General features: G+C 44.2%; 22 protein-coding genes. 6 read left to right on the top strand and 16 right to left on the bottom strand.

Going from position 1 to position 24546, the window contains the following annotated elements:
- Nucleotides 1–4 precede the first annotated feature (4 nt).
- The gene (locus tag VK70_RS00875; protein ID WP_025698576.1) at nucleotides 5–2983 is read left to right on the top strand and encodes a contractile injection system protein, VgrG/Pvc8 family; all 2979 of its coding nucleotides are present in this window, start codon (nucleotides 5–7) and stop codon (nucleotides 2981–2983) included.
- A gap of 15 nt (nucleotides 2984–2998) precedes the next feature.
- Nucleotides 2999–3391 carry a ribonuclease toxin immunity protein CdiI gene (cdiI, locus tag VK70_RS00870; RefSeq protein WP_025698578.1) on the top strand — a complete coding sequence of 131 codons (393 nt, stop codon included), beginning with the start codon at nucleotides 2999–3001 and terminating at the stop codon, nucleotides 3389–3391.
- A gap of 456 nt (nucleotides 3392–3847) precedes the next feature.
- On the opposite strand, the gene VK70_RS00865 is transcribed toward cdiI, so the two are convergent.
- The 3 genes from VK70_RS00865 to VK70_RS00855 form a co-directional block, all read right to left on the bottom strand.
- On the bottom strand, nucleotides 3848–5071 hold the full coding sequence (locus tag VK70_RS00865) for a GGDEF domain-containing protein (protein ID WP_025695799.1): 1224 nt from the start codon (nucleotides 5069–5071) through the stop codon (nucleotides 3848–3850).
- A gap of 85 nt (nucleotides 5072–5156) precedes the next feature.
- Nucleotides 5157–6038, bottom strand: a complete 882-nt coding sequence (locus VK70_RS00860) for an aminoglycoside 6-adenylyltransferase (protein WP_025695800.1) — start codon at nucleotides 6036–6038, stop codon at nucleotides 5157–5159.
- Nucleotides 6039–6056: 18 nt separating this feature from the next.
- A complete protein-coding gene (locus tag VK70_RS00855) occupies nucleotides 6057–6443 on the bottom strand; it encodes an iron chaperone (RefSeq protein ID WP_025695801.1) in 387 nt (128 codons plus the stop codon).
- A gap of 178 nt (nucleotides 6444–6621) precedes the next feature.
- Here VK70_RS00855 and VK70_RS00850 point away from each other — a divergent pair, with 178 nt between their 5' ends.
- Complete coding sequence (locus VK70_RS00850; protein ID WP_046722645.1) at nucleotides 6622–8556, top strand: pyruvate kinase; 1935 nt, start codon at nucleotides 6622–6624, stop codon at nucleotides 8554–8556.
- Here VK70_RS00850 and VK70_RS00845 read toward each other — a convergent pair.
- A complete protein-coding gene (locus tag VK70_RS00845; protein WP_046722643.1) occupies nucleotides 8507–8890 on the bottom strand; it encodes an NAD(P)H-dependent oxidoreductase in 384 nt (127 codons plus the stop codon). The two genes, VK70_RS00850 and VK70_RS00845, sit on opposite strands and share 50 nt — an antisense overlap.
- Before the next feature lie 31 nt (nucleotides 8891–8921).
- Complete coding sequence (locus tag VK70_RS00840; RefSeq protein WP_025695364.1) at nucleotides 8922–9821, bottom strand: DMT family transporter; 900 nt, start codon at nucleotides 9819–9821, stop codon at nucleotides 8922–8924.
- Between the two features lie 122 nt (nucleotides 9822–9943).
- On the opposite strand from VK70_RS00840, the gene VK70_RS00835 reads away from it, so the two are divergent.
- Nucleotides 9944–10816, top strand: coding sequence for a LysR family transcriptional regulator (locus tag VK70_RS00835; RefSeq protein ID WP_025695365.1), 873 nt, complete (start codon nucleotides 9944–9946; stop codon nucleotides 10814–10816).
- Nucleotides 10817–10942: 126 nt separating this feature from the next.
- Here VK70_RS00835 and VK70_RS00830 read toward each other — a convergent pair whose 3' ends face one another.
- A complete protein-coding gene (locus VK70_RS00830) occupies nucleotides 10943–11278 on the bottom strand; it encodes an antibiotic biosynthesis monooxygenase family protein (RefSeq protein WP_025695366.1) in 336 nt (111 codons plus the stop codon).
- Between the two features lie 234 nt (nucleotides 11279–11512).
- Nucleotides 11513–12601, bottom strand: a complete 1089-nt coding sequence (gene tnpB, locus VK70_RS00825; protein WP_082210197.1) for an IS200/IS605 family element RNA-guided endonuclease TnpB — start codon at nucleotides 12599–12601, stop codon at nucleotides 11513–11515.
- Nucleotides 12602–12900: 299 nt separating this feature from the next.
- On the opposite strand from tnpB, the gene VK70_RS00820 reads away from it, so the two are divergent.
- A complete protein-coding gene (locus VK70_RS00820; RefSeq protein ID WP_025696905.1) occupies nucleotides 12901–13905 on the top strand; it encodes a phosphotransferase enzyme family protein in 1005 nt (334 codons plus the stop codon).
- 52 nt (nucleotides 13906–13957) lie between these two features.
- Here the strand turns inward: VK70_RS00820 and VK70_RS27650 are convergent.
- The 9 genes from VK70_RS27650 to VK70_RS00765 form a co-directional block, all read right to left on the bottom strand.
- Nucleotides 13958–15098, bottom strand: a protein-coding gene (locus VK70_RS27650; RefSeq protein WP_144415158.1) for an IS630 family transposase whose coding sequence is annotated in 2 segments (ribosomal slippage) — nucleotides 13958–14660 and nucleotides 14659–15098 — 1143 coding nt in all. Because the reading frame shifts where the segments join, the coding sequence is not laid out codon by codon here.
- A gap of 79 nt (nucleotides 15099–15177) precedes the next feature.
- Nucleotides 15178–15858 (bottom strand): Crp/Fnr family transcriptional regulator, encoded by a 681-nt coding sequence (locus tag VK70_RS00805; RefSeq protein ID WP_025694389.1) that lies wholly within the window; start codon nucleotides 15856–15858, stop codon nucleotides 15178–15180.
- Nucleotides 15859–15911: 53 nt separating this feature from the next.
- A complete protein-coding gene (locus VK70_RS00800; protein WP_025694390.1) occupies nucleotides 15912–17768 on the bottom strand; it encodes a heavy metal translocating P-type ATPase in 1857 nt (618 codons plus the stop codon).
- Nucleotides 17769–17789: 21 nt separating this feature from the next.
- Nucleotides 17790–18005 (bottom strand): heavy-metal-associated domain-containing protein, encoded by a 216-nt coding sequence (locus tag VK70_RS00795; RefSeq protein WP_025694391.1) that lies wholly within the window; start codon nucleotides 18003–18005, stop codon nucleotides 17790–17792.
- 14 nt (nucleotides 18006–18019) lie between these two features.
- Nucleotides 18020–18751, bottom strand: coding sequence for a DUF6448 family protein (locus VK70_RS28610; RefSeq protein ID WP_025694392.1), 732 nt, complete (start codon nucleotides 18749–18751; stop codon nucleotides 18020–18022).
- Nucleotides 18752–19056: 305 nt separating this feature from the next.
- Nucleotides 19057–19965: an AraC family transcriptional regulator gene (locus VK70_RS00785; protein WP_025694393.1), complete on the bottom strand. Its 909-nt coding sequence runs from the start codon at nucleotides 19963–19965 to the stop codon at nucleotides 19057–19059.
- A gap of 160 nt (nucleotides 19966–20125) precedes the next feature.
- Entirely contained in the window at nucleotides 20126–20971 is an 846-nt protein-coding gene (locus VK70_RS00780) for an oxidoreductase (RefSeq protein ID WP_025694394.1), read from the bottom strand.
- Nucleotides 20972–21453: 482 nt separating this feature from the next.
- Nucleotides 21454–22911 (bottom strand): DHA2 family efflux MFS transporter permease subunit, encoded by a 1458-nt coding sequence (locus VK70_RS00770; protein WP_025694396.1) that lies wholly within the window; start codon nucleotides 22909–22911, stop codon nucleotides 21454–21456.
- Complete coding sequence (locus VK70_RS00765) at nucleotides 22912–23784, bottom strand: SDR family NAD(P)-dependent oxidoreductase (protein ID WP_025694397.1); 873 nt, start codon at nucleotides 23782–23784, stop codon at nucleotides 22912–22914.
- A gap of 171 nt (nucleotides 23785–23955) precedes the next feature.
- On the opposite strand from VK70_RS00765, the gene VK70_RS00760 reads away from it, so the two are divergent.
- The gene (locus tag VK70_RS00760) at nucleotides 23956–24435 is read left to right on the top strand and encodes a MarR family winged helix-turn-helix transcriptional regulator (RefSeq protein WP_025694398.1); all 480 of its coding nucleotides are present in this window, start codon (nucleotides 23956–23958) and stop codon (nucleotides 24433–24435) included.
- Nucleotides 24436–24546: the final 111 nt, after the last annotated feature.

Raw genomic sequence — 24546 nt, 5'->3', positions numbered from 1 at the left:
AGGTATGAACGTATCCCCAACAGCTCTCTTAACCTACCAACATCTGAATTTTATCTGGCCCTACGGCGACGTACGCTTAAATCAGGTTAAAATGATCCACGAGCTTGGAGAACACGCCAGATTGTGGATTACAGGCCAAATTCAGCCCAATCAGGAAGATGCGATTACAGCCAGGGCGAGCAGTATAGATGAAATCGAACTCTGGTATACAGACAAAAGCGGTCGGCATCCCTTATTCATGGGGCAGTTGTACAGTGTAGAAATCGAGCATCTTCATCAGGAAATACAAGTCACAATCCAGGTCATCTCCCATAGCTTCAAGCTGGATACCGAACTCAAGAACCGTTCCTTTCAGCAAGTGAACCAACAATACGTTGATATCATTGACGCGGTGCTGGCCGATTATTCCGGCTCCGATAAGTTGGATGAAGCGTTCGGGAATCGACCGACGAACCAATTTATTATGCAGTATCAGGAAACGGACTGGGGCTTTTTAAAACGTCTGGCTTCCCATGCCGGAGCTATGCTTCTGCCCAATATCACCGCTCACCGGAGTCAAATCTGGATCGGAATTCCGGAAGCCAGGCGCCAGATCGCTTTAGAGGATGTGCCGTTTCGGATGCGGCGGCGGATTGCCCCCTATTTAAACCATGCGGCTAACGGGAGGACGAATACCTCGGCCAGTGACTATACAGGGTACACCTTCGAATTGCAGGAAATCTTGCAGCCAGGAGATGAAGTCAAGCGGTCTGGCCTCACCTACGTCATTACCAAACGCACCAGCACGATGACAAGCGGCGTCATGACCTGGTCGTATGAATGCGCCTTGCCTCAAGGCGTGACCGTTGCCAAAACCTATAATAGGACTATTATTGGAGCGGCGATTGAAGGAAAAATACTGGAAGTGAGCCGGAATCAGGTTCGGCTGCATTTGGACATGGACGATCAGCAGGACCCCACAGATGCCAGGTGGTTCCCCTACTCCGCCGAAGGCAATCAGGTGTGGTATCTTATGCCGGAAAAAGGCGCACAGGTGAAGCTCTATTTTCCCACTGCGGACGAAGACGATGCCATGGTTATTCAGTCAGTGCGTACGAAACCATCTGGTGCTGCTCCTCCCCCTTCATCCCACACGGTCCAGGGAGTAGCGGCGGAAACGCCTGCCGAACGGCACCACCGTAAAATGGCCGATCCCGGGGTCAAATCCTTCGCGAATCCGCAGGGAAAAGAAGTGTCCTTAGGGAACTCGGAGCTGAACATAAGCGCTCAGGAAGGATCGCTGTACATATCCATGAATACCGGTCACGGGGTGACTCTTCAGAGCACTCAGAATATGCAGATTCAAGCGACAGGCAGCCTGAGTCTCTCTGCCGGAAGCATCCTGCTCAAGGGGACCGATGGTCTGCATCTGAGTACAACAACCGACGCACTGGACCTTGAAGAAGGCGTGAATAGCCTTAGCTCGGAAATTTTGCTTCAAGCCTCCGTGCATCAGTCCTATCCGCAGCCGCTCCTTTCGAGCTTTGAGCAGCAAGTCGCGGAACTCGGAATCGACGCAGTTTTAGATCAACGCAAGCTGACGAATGTGGATGCCAATTCACAAGGAGCGAAGCAAAAATTACTTAGTTTTGCGAAGGGACTATGGAACCATGTCGTCGATATAGGCGATATAGTCTTAACGGGACAAAACGATGAGGAGATGCGAAGAACTTACTCCATCCTGAATCATGGAAAAGAGATCGCCCCTCTGGAAGAACGAAATGCTACCTTTAAAGGCATGTTAGATACCGTCAGCTACGTTAGAAATACATCCATGAAGGAAATGATGAACGATGCTTTAGATTATGGCAAGGACACCATGGAGCTTCTTATGGAAAGAGAGCGGAACAAACGGTTAAATCCGTTAACCAGCACACCGGAAGAAAATTACCGGGCGGGACAGACCGAAGTAGAAGCTGCCTTTGCCGAGCTGGATCTCGCAACCACGCTCATTCCTGGAGAACAAGCGTTTACAGCACCAATGAAGTTTTTCCGCAAGTTGAAACCGGGGGAGCTGAAACCGGGAAAGTTTGGTGAACGCGTCGGTGAACAAGTTGGTGAGCGCGCCGAAAAATCAGGAATATCCGCAATGCTTGGGCAACTGGAAAAAAAGGAGGGTCATCCAGAACTCGCAGCAGGAGATGGAAAATTAAAAACCCATGCCATCAGCATTCCGAACAGTCCCGCATCCCTGGAAGGCTTTCTGCAAAGCATAGCCCAAAAGATGAACCTGGGGTCTGGCTCCCTTACTCCTGCAACAGCTGGAGGACACTGGAGTTTCCATGATCTGGGTCCTGACCTTCATCCCACCTCCAAAGGCTCAGGTGGAAATCTCTCGCCGGAAAGACAAAGGCAAAAAAATGCGCTAGAATCAGGGGAGTATACGGGTAGAAGTGCTGAGGGGACAGGTAATAATGAACTAAACATTTTCTCTGAAACAGTTAATATGAACAATAGGGAATTGATGGAGCATTTGATCGATGGACATGGAATCGGCCGAGGAAGTAAACCTAGTGTAAAAGGTGCACATTATTTGGAGAGTTTTTATAGGACAATTGACGAAGAAGCAGCAAAGTACGGTTTATCTCGTTCGGATTTTATTATAGGTGAACCCAAACGACATCCGAGAATTGACGGAATATATGAGATATACTATCGTATTCCTTCGTTAGAAACTGATTATGTAAATGGGGGATTAAAACTTAAACTAGATGCAGACGGGAATGTAGTTTATAAGAATGTTAGAGATCCCAAAACAGTATTTGGTCCTCCTATCACTCCAGAGGATATCGTTAAATGGGGGCAAGAAGTGGTGAAAAATGCAGAAAAATCGGGATTATCTATGGTGGAAGGAAGAAATAGTGGGGTTGCAGAAAATGGATTGAGATTTGATTGGTTGGTGGTAAATGGAAAAATAATTTCAATTTACCCAGTATTTGATTAGAGGAGAGTCGAAAAGATGAATGATAATATACAAGTTGTAAACAAGGAAAGAAAAGAATGGATTATTAATCAATTATTCTTATCCATGGGCTTCCTTGATCTAGACACAAGACGCCCATTTAGAATGCTAAGTGAATTTCAATTTGAGTCTGGTAATAACATTTGCGGTTCTGAGTTTATAGGATGTGCACTATCAGCCTATTATACACCAGATGAAGATTATTATATTGGTGAGAATAAAGTATCTATAAGTTATGATATTACAAATGAAGAGGTAATCATGGAAGAACAGGAATTTTACCCTTACGTGGAACAATATAGCATGGAGTATGTGAAAAATAATCCAGATTTTAAAGATGAAGTTGAGGAATGTCTGCGAAATATCAAAAAAAGATTTAAAGTAGAGTAATATATCAATCTATTTATGCTGCTGTGGGGACTAGACTACCCAGTACGAACGATTTCATCATTCAACCAATAACACATATAACCCTCGTGATATTGTATGAAGATTTATCCATTGCCCTGTACGCATATTAATGCTTGAATTTTATAACCCAAATAACGCTATTCCGTTAAATTGAACAGGTCGATTATGGTCAGATACCACCATGATTGACCTGTTTTTTGCCATCTCCGTTTATCTCCTGTTTTTAAACATCTGAACTTCATCTGGCCCTACGGCAACGTGCGCTTAAATCAGATTGAAATGTCTCTCTGCCGGAAGCCAGTTATAGTTAGCGGCAAATATATGAAGATGCAGAGAGTTCATCATTTTTAATTGTTCAATACTCTCTGAAAGTACTTCGAATGAATTTCTTTCGAAGTCCTCAAGTTTCACAGAACCATCTTTTCTAGTTCTCCTTTATTTACTAACACAATTTCTGCCTTTCTTCTTTGCACGATATAAAGCGGTATCGGCGGATTTCATCACAGCATCTGGAGTTTTGTGCTTTTCACTTTTTTGGGAGACGCCGATGCTTACGGTTATGAAAATTTGTTTGGATGGTTTTACGCTTCTAGATTTGCTTTTTGAATTTTTTTTAGATCTGCCCTTCCCGCGCAGTGTAAAACCCCTTTTGGATACTTTCTCTCTCAGTTCTTCAAGATGAGGAAGCACATCATTTATGCTTTTGCCTGGAAAAAGAATGGTGAACTCCTCTCCGCCATAACGAAAGGATTTTCCCCCACCCGTTACATCCTTTATGATCGAAGCAACCAGCTTTAAAACCTCATCTCCGGTATCATGTCCGTAAGTGTCATTGAACTTTTTAAAAAAATCAATGTCCAACATAGCAATCACATAGTTCATGCCCAATTTCATCATATCTTGCTTGAGGGCCCGTCTTGATGGCAGACCTGTAAGTTCATCAGAAAATGCCATGGAATACGAATCCTGTATGATTGTTGTTATAAGAATTATTCCTGAAGCCGCGAAAAATATGGCATAAAATATTGGATTAGTATTATGATGCAGTGCAAAAAACAATGCAAATAACACACCTATAAAGGAAATGTCCTGTGAGGATTTGTATGAAATTTGCCTAATGATGAGTATGATTAAAGTTACCATAAAGGCTATTATTGACACTTGCGATACTGGAGTTATTGAATCCAACTTCACAGGTAATATGTCTTTATGAATAAGATTGAGAAACTCTCTTTGTCCCGAGTTAAGCAACCAGAATATGAATAAGAATTGGGAAAGAATAAACCCTATACGAATAAACCCCCATAAACTGAATATCCCTCGTTCTTTTAAAAAAGAAAAAAGCGCAATGTTTATAGGAATCACTAAACCAATGATCGAATAGATATCAGCAATTTGCGTTGGTCTACCAATAATCCCCGGCAAATATTTAATTAACGCTAGACATAGAGTAAGAATGATTAAGATGAAAAATTCCCGGCTGCGGTTAAATTTCCAAGAAACAACAGCCCCTAAAAGAAATATTGCATAAGGAGACAGTTGTATGATATCGAGTTGCGGTTTGGACATGGTGTTAGTCTTGGTGTAAAAAATATAGGCTAGAGCAATTAAAATAAATGGCAGTATGATCGAAAAAGCTGCTTTAATTCTAGTCTTCAAAGTTCAATAATTCCCTTCATGATGTTGTTCTGTGTTACATATTATTATCGGTTACAATGAGCCAGTAACTTATACACAGCAAAATTCAAAATATTCCTTTGGCATCAACAGGCAATTCTCTAACACGCCTTAGATAATTAGTCATGTTCACGTCATCCTTGATCTCATAGGTATACTGAAAATGCTCGGCGACTTCTTTGGCCAGAATCCGGAATAATTCGCAGGCTGTGAAAACCGAATTCCACATATGATGATCGTTGCTGTCCGAATAGGTTTCTTTATACATATCCCAATAGGATTCAGGGAGATACTTCTTCATATACTTCCCCATTTTTCCTATAGACACTTGAAAATCATAGTTTGTGCCCACCCACCATGAAATCATCTCATCCAAACGGCGTCTAATGACGCATTCAAACATTTGTTTCGCATACGGCAATTCATCACGCCAAATTCCTTTAGCAACGTTTTGCAGACACCACCAAAAATCATTGCAGCAGCCCATGAATAGTGGCTCCGTGGGCTTTTGTACATGATAGTCAATATCTGTAGGAGGAGGGATGATTGGCAGGCAGTTGTCCTTATCTAATAAGGGAAGTGTGAGTTTATCGCTAACATACCTTGTTAGCATCGATTCTTTGGTTTCAATATGAAGATCGATACGATTTCCATCTGTAAACAGCATTAGATATCCGTAAGACCGGGAAAAATCCATATCTATGCCTGTTGATTGGTCATTCTTATCCGGCTCTTGCATCATCAGCATATCACCAAACATAGTTGTCCATTGTTCATTATTAATAAAAGAGGCTGTCTCTGTCACTATATAAACAATATCATAATCCTGAAAAATATCCTTGGGGGCATTCGAATTGGTGCGTGAGCCGTTCATATACACCGCGCGAATTCGTTCATCCTTTTGAGCTATTCCTAGTATCAAATCGAACATTTCTTGCTCGCTTCTCAATTTTTATCCCCCCGATAATCAGCTCTTCTTCTTCAATTTCGCTTCCGCTTTTTCAATGTTGCTTGCAACTCTGTATTTAACGATTCTGCTGATGAGGTCATAGGGCAGCGGCTTATCTAGAGGGAATTGTAATGTCCCTTTCGACTTGTGATATTCCTCCACTTCCTCTTTGAACGCTTCGATTCCGCTCGGGGCCGGGTAAAAACCGATGTGCTTCTTAAAAGCCGCAAAATGCACAAGATTTCCATGGAGCTCGAATGTAGGCATCTGGTAGCTGATCTTCTCCTTCGCGTCCGGCGCCGACTCCTGGATCACTTGCCTTAGAGTCTGAAGAATCTCCTGAACCTCGGGAGTGGACGCTGCAATATACTCGTCAATCGACCCATAAGTGATTTTTTCTTTCATGGGAGCCATTCTCCTTTCACGGGTTTAGGTTTAGCTTTCAATCTCATTATATCCGTTATTTTTATATGGAAGGGCTTTCATTTTGTGAATATATCTAATAAACTGGAAGAGGAAATGATGAACCTGCTTATCCATAAACAAATTCGTATATTACTTATTTTTAAGAGGTGAGCCAGGTATGATAGATAAATATAATTACAACAGCTTTTTGCATCAATCGGCCGAGATTGAGGAGTTGATCAGCCAACTCAGCGCGATTCGGGAAGACATGTTGAGAATGGCTGGTGAGTCTAATAGTGCTCTGCTTGATCGTCATCCAGATTACTTGTTTAGCGCCCAGAACCTGCTGCATTACCTGGCATTGCGAAGTCAAGACATACGCTCGCTGCAGGGTAAGCTGGCTCAGATGGGGCTATCCTCATTGGGAAGATCTGAGCTTACTGTGTTGGCAACAGTCGATGCGGTCTTGCGAGTGCTTCACCAGTTGGTACAGCGTCCTTGGAGTCTTCATTCCCCGATTCTGGATAGTAAAGCCGGCCAGCAGCTTCTGCGAGAACATACGGAAGCCTTGCTTGGTGCCCCGCCTGCTGACAGAAATGTGCGGATTATGGTTACCATGCCCAACGAAGCAGCTGACGACTATTGGCTTGTGTATAATCTTTTAATGAGCGGCATGAACTGTATGCGTATCAACTGTGCTCATGACGATCAGGAGATTTGGTCAAAGGTCATTAACAATCTTCGCAAAGCTGAGAAGGCAACGAATCTTTCATGCCAAATTATGATGGATTTAGCGGGTCCGAAGCTTCGAACCGGGTCCGCCCAGCCCAAACCGGCGGTAATAAAAATACGCCCTTTGAAAAATGATTATGGTCAAATCATTCGACCTGCTCGGGTGTGGCTATTCGCCAAGGAAACTCCGTCGTCCCCCATCACAGCAGCCGACTATTTCTTGCCGGTAGAAAGAGAATGGCTGGACAAGCTTGCAACAGGGGACCGTATCAAAATACAGGATGCGCGTGACGCGAGACGGACTCTGAAGGTAATTGACGTCACGGAAAAAGGATGTTTAGCGGAGGCTAATAAAACTGCCTATATCATACCTGGCACTGAATTAGTCATTCATACCGAATCCGGTACGGGTACAAAGTTTAAAACGACAATTGGCAGTCTCCCTGCCAAGAAAAATACCATCCACCTGACCATTGGGGATCTCCTTATTTTAGAGCCAGAACTAGAGTACGGGCGGCCCGCAGCTCTGGATAACGAAGGAAATGTAATCAGTCCCGCGGCAATCGGATCTCCCGCGCATGAAGTTTTCGGGGATATCAGAGCAGGAGAGGAGATCTGGTTTGATGATGGCAAAATCGGAGGAATTGTTGAACGGGCTGAAGCTGACAGATTGTATGTTCGAATAACCCATACACGGGAAGGCGGTCATAAGCTGGGCGGTGAAAAAGGGATCAACCTGCCTAACAGCAATCTTCATTTGTCGGCTATGACTACCAAGGACGTGGAGGATTTGAAGTTTGTTGCCAGTCATGCAGACATTGTGGCTCTGTCATTCGCTAATAGTGTGGAGGATGTGCAACTTCTTCGTAGACACCTGTATGAGCTTAATAGCCAGGAACTGGGGATCGTACTGAAAATCGAAACGCAGCGCGGCTTTGAGAACTTGCCTTCCATGCTCTTGGAGATTATGAAGGTCCCCCGCTGCGGAGTGATGATTGCCAGAGGCGACCTTGCCGTGGAGTGCGGCTTCGAGAGAATGGCCGAGGTACAGGAGGAAATCCTGTGGATCTGTGAGGCGGCGCATGTTCCTGTCATCTGGGCTACTCAGGTACTGGAGAGCATGGCCAAGGAAGGACTTCCATCCCGGGCAGAAATAACCGATGCAGCCATGGGCGAAGGCTCCGAATGCGTTATGCTGAACAAAGGAAAGCATATCGTCGACACAGTCAAGGCACTGGACAATATCCTGAAAAGGATGCAAGGACATCAACACAAAAAACGCTCCATGATGCGCGAATTGCGTCTTGCATCCACGTTTCGGGAAAAGTATTTTACCTGTACTCCATTTTCAATTGGTGATGCTCGTCATAATGAGAAATAGGATGATACGGGATAGAAAGTATCGCGGAGAGATTTTGAAGACGCTTTTTGTAATCTTCCAAGTACCGGATTCGGGCATCCTCATCACGTGCGGGAGTCCAGGCAAAGGTATTTGTTTTAGTAGCCTTTCCTTGTTCAAATTGGTACATAAAAAAATCCGGGTTCTCCAGCATGAGAAAATCATCGCGATCGGCAGCAGCCTTGAAATTCATCGCATAGAGGTCGGACACTTTAACCTGATGACCTTCATCTGTCAGAAAGGCAACGGCAAGATCCTTTAACGCTCCGTTGAATGACTTCGGCTCCGGGTGGGCATAGACAAGGAGTACGTTCATTCTGTTCATCTCCTTTTATCCTGTTATAGAGTTAATTCCGACTTCGCCTTGGATTTAGGAATCCTGATTTTCTTAGCCCCTTTTTCAAATCGATCTGGGTAATTAATACGCTCAACAAAACGAGGCTAGCTCCTACATATCCTTTGATTTCCAGCCTTTCATCTGCAAAAACAAACGCAAATAATGCCGCAAAAACGGGCTCCAATGAAAACAGCAGACCTGTATGGGTTGGAGTCGTATATTTTTGGGCTGTCGTCTGTACAACGAAACCAATGGCACTGCAAAAAATACTTAATCCCAGCACCGAAACCCAACCCTCTGTTGTACTTGGAAGCTGCGGCTGCTCCAGGAAAGCGGAGAATAGCAGTCCCCACGCTCCTGCGAATCCAAGCTGTAGAACTCCAAGAGCAATGGAATCCACATCCTTGGTCAGTTTCCCTGTAACGACGATGTGGAGGGCATAAGCCAACGCGCCTAAGATGCACAAAAAGTCCCCGGAATTGATGATGAATTGATTTTTTAAAGTTAAGAAGCCTATGCCGGTCAAGGCTAAAACGACTCCGAGCATAACTCTATTTTCGGGCATCTTCCTAAAAAAGACAGCAAGCAGCAGCGGGACAAATACGACCGTTAAACTAACCAAAAATCCGGCATTGGACGCCGATGTGGATTTCACGCCAAACGTAATCGAGGCGAATACGAGAAATAAAATGGTGCCCTGCCAAAATGCATATTTCACCGTTTTAAAATCCGTATGAATAAGCCGCCTGTGAAAGACCAGTCCGGATACGATAAAAGCCAGTCCAAACCGCAAGGCAATCAGGTTAAACTCCTGTACATTCGTAAGCCCCATCTTCATAAACAAATAGGACGAACCCCAAAACAAGGTCACGATCAACAACATAAGATTGGCTTTTAATTGAGTATTCATAATTACTTCCTTTCAGCATGGGATTGCTTACTTCGAAGTATACGTGTAAATTTTATATAAAGAAAATGAATGTTATTCATGACTCAGTTGAAAAAAAATAATACCAATAGGGTGATGAGAAAATGTCACTGGCCAAGTATGAGATTTTTCATACAGTTGTGGAATTAGGGAGCCTGTCCCAAGCCGCGGCGGAACTGGGTCTAACCCAATCTGCTGTGAGTCATGCAATTGCCAGCCTGGAGTCGGAGTGGGGATTTTCCATATTAAGCAGAGGACGTGCCGGAGTTCATTTGACGAGCAGCGGCGAGCTGATCCTGCCCTACATCCGTGAAATTTTGAAGGGGAACGAGCGGTTAAAGCAGCAAATTGCAAATATCAACGGGCTGGAAACGGGAACGGTGCGGATCGGCACATTTTCGAGCGTATCCATACAGTGGCTGCCCCGAATGATGAGTTATTTTGCCGAGTGCCACCCCTCGATTGAAATGAAACTGCTGGAAGGAAGCTATGAAGAAATCGAGCACTGGATTGCCAGCGGAGCAGTCGATTTCGGCTTTCTCTCGCTGCCCGCACCGAAGTCATTTGAAGTCATTCCATTGAAAAAAGACCGAATGGTGCTGATCGTTCCCGATAAACACCCTTTTGCTCTACTTCATGAGGTTCGCTTTGATCAAATCAGAGAAGAGCCGTTCATCCTGCCCAAGAAAAGCTGCGATAACGATGTGAGGCGAATATTCAAGGAAAACAACGTGTCCCCCGCCATTAAATTCGAGCTGGAAGATGACCAGGCGATTATCTCCATGGTTCAAAATGGAATGGGAATCAGCATCCTTCCCGAAATGGTCTTATATCAAGTCCCAAACAATATTCGCATTCTCAGCCTGGAAGGAGATCATTACCGTTCCATTGGCATTGCTGCTCCATCCTTTAAAAACATGTCACCAGCAGCGAGGAAGTTTGTTAAAAATGTTCAGGCGTTTTTGAGTGAGGATTAGCGGGGGCTAACCTTGCTATAAAAAAAGGGAGTGAACAACACTCCCCATCAACTATTCGTCCATATATTAACTTTTCCCCATCCAACCGCTTCCCATTTCACTAACGTCCTTCACTATAACATTAATTCAATTCATACTTGTTGCTTCATATCCGTAATCTCGTTCCACCTTGCAAACTCTCGTTTTATATTTGAGATACCATTCTGACATTCCTTTACGTTGTGCTATTAGATGTCTCTCGTTTTGTTTCCATTTTTGTATTGCTTCGAGAGAATCCCAATAGGACACAGTGATGCCTAAACCTTCTCGGACACTTTCTACTCCCAAAAATCCAGGTTGGATTGATGCAAGCCTCATAATTTCATCTGCCATTTCAGCATAACCATTATCCCCTTCTGTTCGTTCAGAAGTGAAAATTACCGCATAGTAAGGTGGCTGTGGTGTTTGGGCAATACCGCTCATATAAATCCTCCGTTTTTTGAACACTCCCCCACTTAGCTAACACTTGAAGTGGGGGATTCTTGGGTAATCCCTTCTACTGAGGGGAATTCATATCGATATTTTCTCACGAAAAATCGTAGACCAAGCGATCCCTGCGGTTCCCGCAGTTTTCCAAAGGAAAATCTGTACCGATCTTCCCACAGTTTTAAGATTTTTGCCCTGGCAAAATATCTAAAGGAAAGGTAGGGTTGACGTTTAAACAGCAAGGCTCTTGATGTTCTGTGCGGCATTTTCATCTCGATCATGAAGGGTATGGCACGATGGACATTCCCATTGCCGCACAGACAATTTCTTTACTTCGGAATGGATAGTGCCGCATACATGACACCTTTGGCTCGTTGGAGCGAATGTGTCGGCAAACTTCAACGTACGTCCATACCATTCCGCTTTATACGAAAGCTGACGGGCAAATTCACCCCAGGACGCATCGGCGATGGATTTGGCCAGCCGGTGATTTTTGAGCATGTTCGCCACGCTCAGATTTTCGATGCTGATCGTTTGGTTTTCACGAATCAGCTTCGTGGTGAGTTGATGCAAAACATCTTGGCGGCTGCCCACGATCTTCTCATGGATTTGGGCAACCTTCTGTTTGGCTTTTTGCCAATTGGAGCCCCCTTGGTTACGGCGAGCCATGCGGCGTTGCCAAAATGCAAGTTTTTGTTCATATTTGCGAAACACTTTGGGATTGGCAACCCGCAACCCATCGGAGCAGACCGCTAATTCCTTGAGTCCAAGATCAATGCCAATCTCCTTATCGGTCTGCGGCAGAGGTTTCATTTCCACTTCGCAGAGGATGGATACAAAATACTTGTCTGCCGCATTTCGCCGCAGGGTAGCCGAAAGAATGCGACCTTCACACGCTCTGGAGTTGGCAAAGTGAAGCCAGCTAAGCTTCGGAAGTTTAAGTCGGTTTCCATCAATAGCAATGTTATCATTAGTGTATTTGGTGGTGTAACTTTGCACAGGATGCTTGCGGCTTTTGAAACGTGGAGCCTGATTTTGTTTCTTGAAGAATCGTTCAAAGCTGTCTGCTACGTTCCGCACCGCCGATTGCAAAGCAATGCTATCTACCGATTTCAACCATTCAAATTGCTGTTTGAGTGCAGGAAGCTGTGTGGCACAGGTGTTATAGGACAACCCTTTACCGGTTGCCGCATAGGTTTCGTTCCATTTGGTTAAGAAATGATTGAAGACAAAGCGGCAACAGCCAAACATTTGGTGGATGAGCTGCCGTTGTTCCGGGTTGGGATAGATGCGATATTTGTAAGCTTTATGCACCAACATGCCACGGGGCCTCCTTTCGTGTAGGATATTTCCATTATAGCACATATGTTCGCTTCGGAGCAAAAAAAACCACCGATTCATCTCCTCCCTATAGAGGAAGGAGTCTTCTCGGCTTTTTAGATAAAAAAATGTAATTTAACATAGCTATTCCATAAAAGGGTTTACGACACATCAAGTAGAAAGTAAGAATTAGTAAATCCCTACAAAGGAGCGATGGATCATGAATTTTCATTGTTTCAGGTACATCCGAATCCGTAACTTCTCTCTATAAGAATTTATCTTAGAGAGGAGAAAACGACTTGGAGCAGGAAATTAAATCAAAATTTGATGCAGAGATTATACGGTATGGAGCAGCCTTATATGACATATCCGCAGAGGAACTGACCAGCATTGGCGGTTCCATGAATTTTGTATACGAATACTCGAAAAATGGACACCAGTTTATTCTACGGTTTACGCCAACGGAACACCGCAGTATGGATTTGGTTAAAGGCGAATTGGATTGGCTGCTATACCTTCATCATAACGGTCTCTCCGTATCCGTGCCAGTTGAATCTACAAAAAGAAATCTAGTCGAATATGTCCATATCAAGGATTCTTCTTTTATTGTTGCCTCTTTTGTCAAAGCAAAGGGGGAAGCGGTTTCTTATCCTGACTGTCTTCATGACCATAAGTTGTATTATAAATGCGGTGCAGCCGTTGGGAAATTACATGCTCTCTCCAGGGCTTATACCCCTTCAACTACGACCATACAACGTAATGAGTGGCAACACAATTTTTACTTGAAGAATATGCACAGGTTTATTCCTTCTAATCAAGCAAAGGTAACTCTTGGCTGTACAAATACAATATCACTAATAAAAAAAGAATTGCCGATTGACGCTAAATCCTATGGATTGACTCACGGAGATATTCATGTTGGAAATTTAAGGGTAAATGAGAGCGGGATTACGCTGTTTGACTTCGACGATGCCCAGTACAGTTGGTTTATTGATGATATCGTTACTCCGATGTACTATCTCGTTTATGTATACGGCGGTGATGATGGAAGAGAGATGCGCGAATCCCAAGCGGCCCGTTTCATGAAGCATTTCATGCAGGGTTACACTCTCGAAAATGCGATCGATGATTATTGGTTCACAAAAATCCCATTATTTCTTCGTCTTCGGGAAATCATTGTATACATCGGCATGTACAAAAATCATCCTGCTCTATCGCAATTAAATCAGTGGGGCAAAGATTACATTGCTGAAGCCAAAATAAGAATTGAACAGGGCATTCCTATTGTTGATATTTGGAATTGATGTATGCAACAAAAAAGAGGGGCGTCGCCCCTCTTTAGCACCTAGTACTTCATCAGTCTTTAAATTGTGGATATAAGCGTTTCAGTTTGATTCGGGCGTCTTCCGTGGTGAATTGCCAGTCTACTCCCTTTTGAGACGCATTGCGTCCCGCTTCCCATGCGGTAAGTTCATGGGCCAAATCTTCTAAAGAAGGAATCCGGCGTCCCAGACACTGGCGGGTCATGACACTGAGTTCGATTTCGGCCACATTAAGCCAACTACCGTGTTTTGGTGTGTAATGGATTTCCAGGCGTTTCGCCAGACGCAAAGCCACTTCCGGTTCGAATGCCTGGTACAGGGAGGCGATAGAATGCGTGTTCAGGTTATCCATCACGAGGCGCACTTTCGGAGCCTCCGGGTAATGAACATCCAACAGATCGCGGACTTGTTCCGCCCATTCCACCCGCGTGCGCTGTGGACGAACACTCACATGTCGCCAGCCCGCAAGTGGTTCCGTAAAAATGAAAATGCTGCACGTTCCATTGCGCACGTACTCCGCATCTTCTCGCAGCGGTTTAGCGGGTTTCATCGGAATGGGCACCCGGGTTTCATCCAGAAGCTGGTACGGTTTTTCGTCCATGCAGATGACGGGACAAGCCGGATCGTAAGGCAGTCGATACACTTCCAATACATCTTCCATGGTGGCAACGAACGCGGCATTTTGCTTTGGCGGAATGCACCAGCATTTACGAAGATGAGGCTTGAGCTCGTTTTTTTAAAATTTTATCTACCGTGTCATAGGAAAGACTTTCGATGTAGTTCAGTTCAACGGCTTTGTCGGCCAGCATCCGCAAGGACCAGCGGCTCTTTCCTTCGGGCGGTGGACTGCAACTGAGTGCAATGATTTGGGCTTCCAGTTCGCCTGTAACTTTGGGAGGATTCGGTGGGGTTAACCGCTTTTTTCGCTCAAGCGTGGCCTGAAGGCCTTGCTCGGCAAACCGTTTTCGAACGAGATGGACCGTGTTGGTATGCACGTTTGAGCGTTCGGCGATTTCCACATCCGAAAGTTTACCGCCTGGCCGATTTTCATCGGCCCACAGCAGAATTTGGGCTCGCCGCAACGCGCGCGCCGTCGACTTTCCTTGGCTACACATACGTTTCAGTTCCTCTTGTTGTTCAGCGTTTAGACTTACGATATAGTCTCGTTTTTTCATCGGCTCGACCTCTTTTACTTTGACTATATCATAGATTCCATGATTTAACTGCTTTTAGACTGATGAAGTACTAGTAACTCTATACGACTTGCTCCAGTCTGTCTCTATCCAGGATCACTATCCTTCTATGACCGATTAACTTAATTATTCCCTGCTCCTGAAAAGAAGATAGTTTTCTGCTTAAAGTTTCCTGACTCATTCCTATCTGAGAGGCAAAATCACCCTTTGTCATCGTAAGTTTTACCTCACGCTTGCCATCTGACAGCTTTAGTATAGCTTGAGCTAATCTCTGTTCTACGGAATGCAAATTGATATCTTCAATGAGGTTCTCTGCTTTTTCCAGCCTACGGCTTAACTCCTCCATTACTTTAAAGGCTATCGAAGGGAATTTTTTCATTAGTTCCTTAAGCTTGCCGCCTTCTATCAGACACATGGTTGATGTTTCCAATGCCTCTCCGTTATCCGTTATGGGCAGTTGACTGAATAAGGATAGTTCACCCATGAATTGCCCAGGGCCTAAAACCCGTATCACCTGTTCCTTTCCATTGGAGCTCAGCCGGGAAATTTTGATGTGTCCTTTATGAATCACATACAGTTTTTCCCCTTTGTCTCCCGCCAGGTAGATCATTTCACCCTTTTCAAAGGTTTTATTAGTTGTTATAGCTGCAATCTCCAGCATCTCTTCTTGGGTCAAGCTGCTGAAGATTGGCACGATCTCTATACAATTGGATACGCCTCTCTTTTGGCACTTATAGTTCACCAAAATCTCCTCCTACTCAGAATAAGTTCAGATGAGAGTGATATCATCTGAACTTATCTGACTTGACCTTTTTCACTGTAGCCTAACAATCTGACGGCATTTATGATTACGAGCAGCACCGACACCTCATGGATGAGCATACCAAAGGATAGATTTACGGTTTTTATCAATACTCCCGCCAGCAACATTGCAGCCACAAATAATGCGAAGTAAATATTTTGCTTCATATTTCTTACAGTAGCCCGGCTTAGCCCTATGGCGTAGGACAACTTCTTTATTTCTGCCGACATGAGTACAACATCTGCTGTTTCCATTGCTACATCGGTACCTTCTCCGCCTATGGCAATTCCTAAATCCGCCGATGCCAAAGCAGGGGCATCATTCACTCCGTCTCCGACCATGGCGGTTCTTCCATACTTCTCCTGAAGGTCACCCAGTACACGCACCTTATCCTCCGGCAGCAGCTCCGCGTAATAACCATCCAGACCCAACTCATCCGAGATTGCCTTAGCGGCCCTTTTATTATCCCCGGTCAGCATATATACCTTATGAATCCTATGTGATTTCAGGTTGGAGATCAGCTTCTTTGCATCCTCCCTTACTACATCGGCGATGGATATAATGCCCAAAACTCTTTCTATATCGCCTATAATGACCGCTGTCTGCCCTTTTTCTTCCTCTGATTTTAAATATCCTTCTACATCTTCAATATTCACACCATTCACTTCCAATAACTTCCTGTTTCCTATCATATAGAATTTTGCACCAGTCGTAAACATAAGGCCTTGTCCTGTTATGATTTTGACATCTTTCGGTTCTTCCTTAATAGATCCGAGCTTTTCTTCTGCTTCATTAATGATTGCTTTTGCCAATGGGTGTTCGGAATAGGATTCTCCGATAGCCGCGAGTCTTAACAATTCATCTTCCGTGATACCATACGCTTTGACACGCTTTATCGAAGGCTTTCCTATCGTCAAGGTCCCTGTTTTGTCAAAAGCGATGGCCTTGATTGTTCCTAACTTCTCCATAATCTCTCCGCCTTTAACCAGCACCCCGTGCCTAGCCCCGTTTCCTATACCGGCTACAATGGATACAGGTGCGGAAATGACCAGAGCGCCTGGGCAGGAGATGACCAGCAGTGTTAACGCCAGCACCAGATCTTTTGTAAAAAGATATAGCAGGGCCGCCAATACAATGATTGCCGGAGTATAATATCTTGAAAACTTCTCAAGGAATTTTTGCGTTTTTGCTTTTTTATCCTGTGCCTCTTCCACCAGTTTCAATATTCGTGCAAAGGTCGTATCGTCGCCTACTTTATCGGCTTTGATGATTACATACCCTGATTCGATGATGGTTCCGGAGAAAACCGTTTCGTTAATCCCTCTATTTACCGGAATGGATTCCCCTGTTATCGCCGCTTGGTTGATATATGCGGATCCCTCAACAATCATACCATCGACAGAAATTTTCTCTCCGGGTCTGACAATTACCAGATCTCCTTTGACTACCGCTTCAGGACTGATTTTCATTTCTTCGCCGCTTCTTCTGACTCTTGTTGTATCCGGTGCCAGATCAAAAAGGGCTTTGATGGAAGACCTCGTTTTTTCAATTGTTCTGGATTCCAGGTAATCGCCGAACACGAACAAGAAGGTGACCGCCGCGGCTTCCCAATATTCTCTGATAAACAGTGCACCGGTCACAGCTATAATTACCAGGGCGTCTATACCGACGATCCGGTACTTTAACGCCCCGATCGCTTTTTTGAAAATAGGGGTACCGGCCACAACGGTGGAAGCAATCATAACGAAGATTGTTACCGGTTCATATCCTATTGTTTTGTTTAATATAAAAGATACTGCCATCAGTATACCTGATAATAATATCCGTTGTCCTTTGGTCGGTTTAAACATCCCGATCCCCCCTTTTTCCTCTTACCTTTCTCCCAATACCTTGTACCCAAGTTTGTCAATTTTGCTCTTGATCGTTTCCGAATCAATTACCTTTTCATCAAAAGTGGCTCTCACTCTTGAGGTATTGAACAACACCTCGGATTCATGGATGCCCTGTGTCTTTTTGAGCATTCCCTCAATTTTTGCGATGCAGCTGGGGCAAGTTACGGTTTCTAATTGATAAGTTCTTGTTGTCATGGTATGACCTCCTTTTATTTTGAAGCCTTTCTTTGATAAGCAATGCCTAATATTAGAGTTGTAACAGAAAATACTCCTGCTAAACTCCATGGAATTACCGGTAAAGTTTCTGCTTCTTCCTGACTTTCTTCAGCGTGAGCAGTTACAGCAGCGTGATTGCCTTCAGCACCGTGAGCATCATGATCTTCTTCTCCTTCAGCAAATTTGAACAATTTTACATAGGCTTCTATATATTCCCTTCCAGCTTCAACATTGTTTACATCAAAATTCTTTAAAGCCATTACTTTTTCAAATCTTTCTTTAAGCTCAGGCATTTTATCTTTTTCTATCAAATTTTCTAAAGGAGATAAGTTTCCAGCTTCAATGCTCTTATCTGCTGCCAATACTTTTTCATCGATAGGAGTTCCTGAAGGTTTTAATCCCGTAAATGGCGCATTTTCTCCAGCTCTATGAACTCTAACCAGATTTTCTAAGAAATACTTTTCGGAAAGCTCCTTAGCTTCCGGACTTAGATCTTTAACTTTCATACTAAGAGTAAATATTTGTGATATTTCCTTTTCATATTCTGGCTGCACCCATTTCAAAACATAGTTAACATTATTGGTCTCCATTGCTTTTTTTCCGTCTGCCACAGTAGGACCATCCATTGTGTCACAATGAGCACTAGCCACTGTAGGCAAAGCTGCAACAATAACTAAAGCCATTAAAAGCGCTGCAAAGATTTTTGAGTTTTTAAATTTTCTCATCTAAAAAGCACCTCCTAATATTTAGGTTATGGCTATATTGTAGATAGAACAAAAGATTAAAACCTTGACCTATGTCAAAAATAAAAGGAAACCTGTCAGCGAACAGCCTGGGTTTACAAAATAATCCTCTTAAGCTCAAAAAAAAGCGAGTATGGTGGTTAGATCTTCACCAACACTCGCTCTTTTTCCTTCACGGTTGCCCATTTTCAAAAGTTACTTATGTCGATTTTCTTTGGCGTCTTCAATACTATCCAGAATAATCTCTAAATGATGGGAATCATCAGCAGTTCCATTTGAATCAGATTTCAAGGAGCAGGCTCATGATTGGGCTTTGGCAGGGGTTGCTTGTATGTGGATGGAGCTACACCAAACCTCTCTTTAAACACCTTGGAAAAATGAGCCACGCTCTCAAATCCAGTCGAAAAACAAACATCCGTAACGGATAAAGAGGTAAGAAGCAGCATTTCTTTCGCGATATCCAACCGGCGATTACGGATCCATCTTAACGGTGATGTGTTGTAGATCGCTTGGAAATCTCGTTTGAAAGCTGACAAGCTTCTGCCTGACAGGTAAGCAAGATCATTTAGCGAAACAGGGTTGGTTATATTCTCCTCCACCACCTCGGTTATGCTCTTCCTCTTTGTACGTTTGAGCTGTAAAAACTGGTATAAAAACTGTTCGTCAGCATCCGCAACATCAAACAGTAATTCCAACAATTTTACTTTAATCAATCCATCCCTGATGTTATCGGTTTCCTTGAAATACGGTTTCATTGAATAGATGTAATTAATTAATCGTTCATTGACCGCTTTTACAGATACTGGTACTAACGCTGATGGATGGTTACTTTCGAGATCTGCCATTTTGATAAATTCGGTGAGCAGCTCTTCTTTAAGAAAGAACATCATATAGTCCAAAACATAGCCAGAACCCTCTTCTCCCGATTTCTCATATTCAATCATGATTGATTTCTGAAGCAGGACCATTTCATTCTTTCGTACGATATATTCCTGACTGCCGAATCTTACCGTGTAACTTCCATCTAGTACAAACAAAAGCAGATGGTCCTCCAAAAACATCGTTCCCTTTAGACCTTTTGTAAAGGTACAAGACTCAACAACGGATAGCCCTTTCATCTTCAAGATCCCTTGATTATACGGTTCTCTGGCCAGATCGTTAGGAACCTTTGCTACTTTTACGGTTTGCAAAAACATCTATACTTCCTCCTATAAAAGAGATACAAACGGTCATGTAAATACGGCGAAAATTATCTTCATCATATCAAAAAAGCCCCCCTTGGCGTATAACAATTGGAATAAAAAAACCGGAGTGCAAACGCCCCCGGTTCAATTGAATCATATTCGACTTTGAAATTTAGACATCATCATGATCTGTCCCTGTAATCACATCATGCCAAGCTTCAATATCCTTTTCAAAATTTGCCGTCTTTTCCCGGTATCTTTGCAGCGCATCCTTGCCAAGTGGTAAGTGGACCGGTGGCTTCTCCGCGTTTGCGACCTGCACGATTGCTTTGGCTAACTTGACGGGATCGCCCGGCTGTTTCTTATTTGCTTGGGTAGCAATGCTTCTCATCTTTCCCACCGTTTCCGCATAATCCGGAATGATGTTACCTGACCGCGTTAGCGAGGCAGCATCCAGAAATTCCGTACGGAAGAAGCCCGGGGCTACTACGGTTGCATGAATCCCAAGCGGAGCCAATTCCAACGCAAGGGCCTCCGTCAATCCTTCAACAGCGAATTTGGTTGAACCGTACACTCCCCATCCGATATATCCGCTCAATCCTCCAACGGACGAGATATTGATGATGTGTCCGGAACGTTGGTGACGCATGTGAGGCAGGACCGCCCGGGTCACATTCAACAAGCCGAAGACGTTCGTTTCGAAGTTGTTCCGCACCTCATCAGCAGTGGCTTCTTCAACCGCACTCAGAAGCCCATATCCTGCATTATTCAAAAGGACATCAATTTTGCCAAACTTCTCAATGGCTTGATTCGCAGCCGAAACTGCTTGTTGCTCATCGGTGATATCCAGTAGAACAACTTGAAGATTCTCCGGGTTTCCTAATTTATCAGCTAAAGAATTCGCCGAACTCCGAACCGTTGCAACAACATAATCCCCGGTTTCCAACACAGCCTTGAGGATTTCCAAACCAATGCCTCTTGCTGCTCCGGTAATAAACCAAACTTTCTGATTTGCCATATTGAATCCCATCCTTTGTGTTTTATTTTTGTTGTACGTTATTATGAGTTCCTGTTGATGAATTAACTTTAACGTATATTGGGTGCTTCTCGCTTTTCCGTAAGGTCCGATCTATTTGTTCATTTAGCTCATTCCCGTTTTTAGAAATGAAAAATGCACCCACAAGAACTTCAACGGATAAACCAAGGTGGTTATTCCGCCTGCCTTTCCGAGACATACAAAACTCACCTTGCTTCCGGACTTTAACTTGGAAATCTCTAATAACAGGGGCATTTCGATCGTTGCGCCTATCACATGAATGATTTTTTTAGGCTCTTTGATTATCGTGTTGGTTGCCCTTTTGATCAATAACCTTGATGAACATCGCCAGTATCCGAAATTCTGGATATAAAAAGATAATCCCTTTTCGGAGTACCAAATGCAAACAACCGACCCTATCTTAGGATCGGTTGTTTGCATTATATATCACATAGCTCATTTATTCACTCAACAGAATCCTGTATCAAATCACCTTGCAGAGTGACTTCAGGCTGCTTTGTTTTCTTAATGAAGAAGGACATCACCAGCCCGATTGCTCCAAAAATAATAACGGCTAAATATGCATCGTTCATCCCCGCTATAGAGGCCTTCTGCAGCAATTGCGCCTGATCGCTAACCACTCCTTCGGCAGCTATCCTAACCGCATGAAACTGCGCCCGGTTGGTCAGGATGGTGACCAGAAGCGCTGTGCCGATGGCACCCGATACTTGCTTAACCGTATTGGAAATGGCCGTACCATGCTCATTGAGCTCAGCCGGCAGAACGTTAAGGCCCGCAGTTGTAATCGGCATCAGGAACAGGGCCATTCCGACCCGTCTGATACTGGACATTACCAGAAGATAGGCGTAGCTTGTCGAGTCCGTCAATGAAATAAAGCTGATGGTCGTAACAATTGTAATGGTGATTCCAATGATTGAAAGCCATTTGGCTCCGAACCGGTCGAACAGCCTCCCCGCAACGGGCATAAGCAAGCCCATAAGCAAGGCGCCCGGCAGCATCAAAATTCCGGCATCGAATGCCGTGTAGTGTCTCATATTCTGCAAATAGATCGGAAGCAGCATCATATCCGCATACATGACCACCGTCACAACAACATTAATAAGGGTGGTTAGCGTAAACATGCTGTATCGGAATGCTTTTAATTCCAGCAAGGGGGTTCTGCTCTTAAGCTGGGTTATTGAAAATAGAACCAATGAGATCACGCCAACGAGCATGGTTGCAATAACTTCGGTCGTTGTCCAGCCGATTGCGCCTGCTCTGCTGAATCCGTATAATAAAGTGCCGAATCCAACAGTGGACAAGATCATGCCGGTAATATCCAGCTTGGGATAGGCTCGCTCCGTTACATTTTTCAAGTAAAAAAAGGCCAGAAGGATAACTAGCGCCGCAAACGGAATAATGACATAGAACAGCGAGCGCCAGACGTAATGGTCCAGCATATACCCGGCATAGGCCGGACCGATTGCAGGGGCAAAGATAATAGCTACTCCAATAAGCCCCATTGCGCCTCCACGCTTCTCCGGAGGATAGATGGCAAGCACCACATTCATCAGGAGCGGCATAATAATGCCTGCTCCCGCAGCCTGCATAAGACGGCCGATGAGCAGCAGTTCAAAGCCGGGAGCTACTCCAGATACAACAGATCCGGCAAGAAACGCAAGCATAGCTGAAAGGAATAATTCCCGGGTCGTAAAACGCTGCATAAGATAGGCTGTGACAGGAATAAAAACTCCATTTACCAGCATGTACCCTGTGGTCAGCCATTGAGCCGTTGTGGCCGCGATGTTAAAATCTGTTATTAATTCTGGAATAGCCACACTCATAATCGTCTGATTCAGAACGGCTATGAAAGCGCCCAATATCATGATGAACAACAGAGGTCCTTTTTTAATCGTGTTCATTTAATTCAGTGCTCCTTTTTGTTTCAAAAGATCTGCGGTTGCCCTCCATAGCTTGTTCTGCATTTCGGTATCCCCGCCTGGGTGCACAGGCCCAATGGAATCCCCGGTACCAACGTTAAAATATCCCCCCGTCACCTTCTGGTACTTCGGGTCCATAACCAGCCGGGTGATGATTTCAGCTCCTTTTCGCGGATCGCCAATATGGAGTAATTTTAAGATACGTTCAAGTATGGAGGCGAACCAAAGCTCACGTCCAAGTCCTGTAACATTGAATCCGGGATTCAATGCATTTACACTGATTCCGGTTCCGGTTAACCGGCGGCCCAGCTCAGCTGTGAACATAATATTGAAGAGCTTGGTTTTTCCGTAGATTGCAGATGAGCCTCTGGCTGTAAAAGGAGTGGTATCGGTTAAATCATCGGGCAGCTTTAGAATCCCGTGATTTCGCGAGGCTTCGGAAGCCACATTTACAATTCTGGCCGTTCCCGCATTTCTTAAGGATTGTTCCAGCACTTGCGACAATAGCCACGGGGCCAAATAATTCACCGCAATCATTTCAGGAAATCCCTCAGAAGTGACCCGCTGTTCGAAGGCATGGAGCCCTGCATTGTTCACAAGTACATCGATCTTGGGAAAAGCGGCGGTAATTTCCTGTCCAACACGTTTGACATCCTTCATCAGGGACAAGTCCCCGTAAAAGAAATCTACTTTTGTTGAAGGTGAGCTGTCTTTGATCCATTTTCGGGTTGCTTCAGCCCGCTCCCTGCTTCTGGCCGTTATAACAAGGTGAGCGCCGGTCTTAGCCAAATTCATGGCGACAATTTGCCCCAGCCCGCTTGTTGCTCCAGTGATGACAACGATGGGTTTAGTCATAATAAGTCTCCTCTGTGTGGTATACTTTTTTGTGCAATAATTCTTAAGCTTTAGAGAACAGGCTACCGTCAACATTTGATTGACATATGTCAACTATATTGATTTAATGGATATATGTCAACTACTTACACGGATTTATTCTTATCATTTATAGGGGATGTGGGCAAAACAGTGGAATATGATCAAGATAATAACCGAGGCAAAAATGTAGTAAGAGAGGAATTAGAACTACAGCTTGGCGAACAGCTTCATGCGCTTATCAGCGCCTCCCATGCGCTAAGTGTCAGGACTGCGGGACGTTTCGATCCCTCTATCCAGCCTGCAGCCTTCCATATTATTCGTTGGCTCTATTCGTACGGACCAACAAGCGCTGCCGCTCTTGCGGAATCCACAGCCATGGACCGCAGTTCCGTTAGCCGCCTTGTTAAACAGCTTGAGCATTTGGGTTATGTGAATAGAGAAAATTCGCCCGATGATGGACGAGGGGTCCTTCTGTCTCTCACTGAGCTTGGACAACAAATGACCATTCATGCCCTTAAGGAGAAAGAGAATGCATTTTATGAACGAATTTCCAATTGGAACAATGATCAACTTGAAGCGTTCATTACGATGCTCAGAAAATTTAATGGATTTGATCAACCTCACGCATAAAAAAACCCTCATCTCCACCTATCCGGTGGATTTGAAGGTTCTTTTGCTTGAAAAACGGGACTCGCTGATTCATTCGATTCTGGCAGACAGTCCCATACAGGAAAAAGTCAT

Source organism: Paenibacillus durus ATCC 35681, assembly GCF_000993825.1.
In the GTDB taxonomy this organism is placed as follows: Bacteria; Bacillota; Bacilli; order Paenibacillales; family Paenibacillaceae; genus Paenibacillus_AQ; species Paenibacillus_AQ durus_B.
This window is presented reverse-complemented; position numbering and strand designations above follow the sequence as displayed.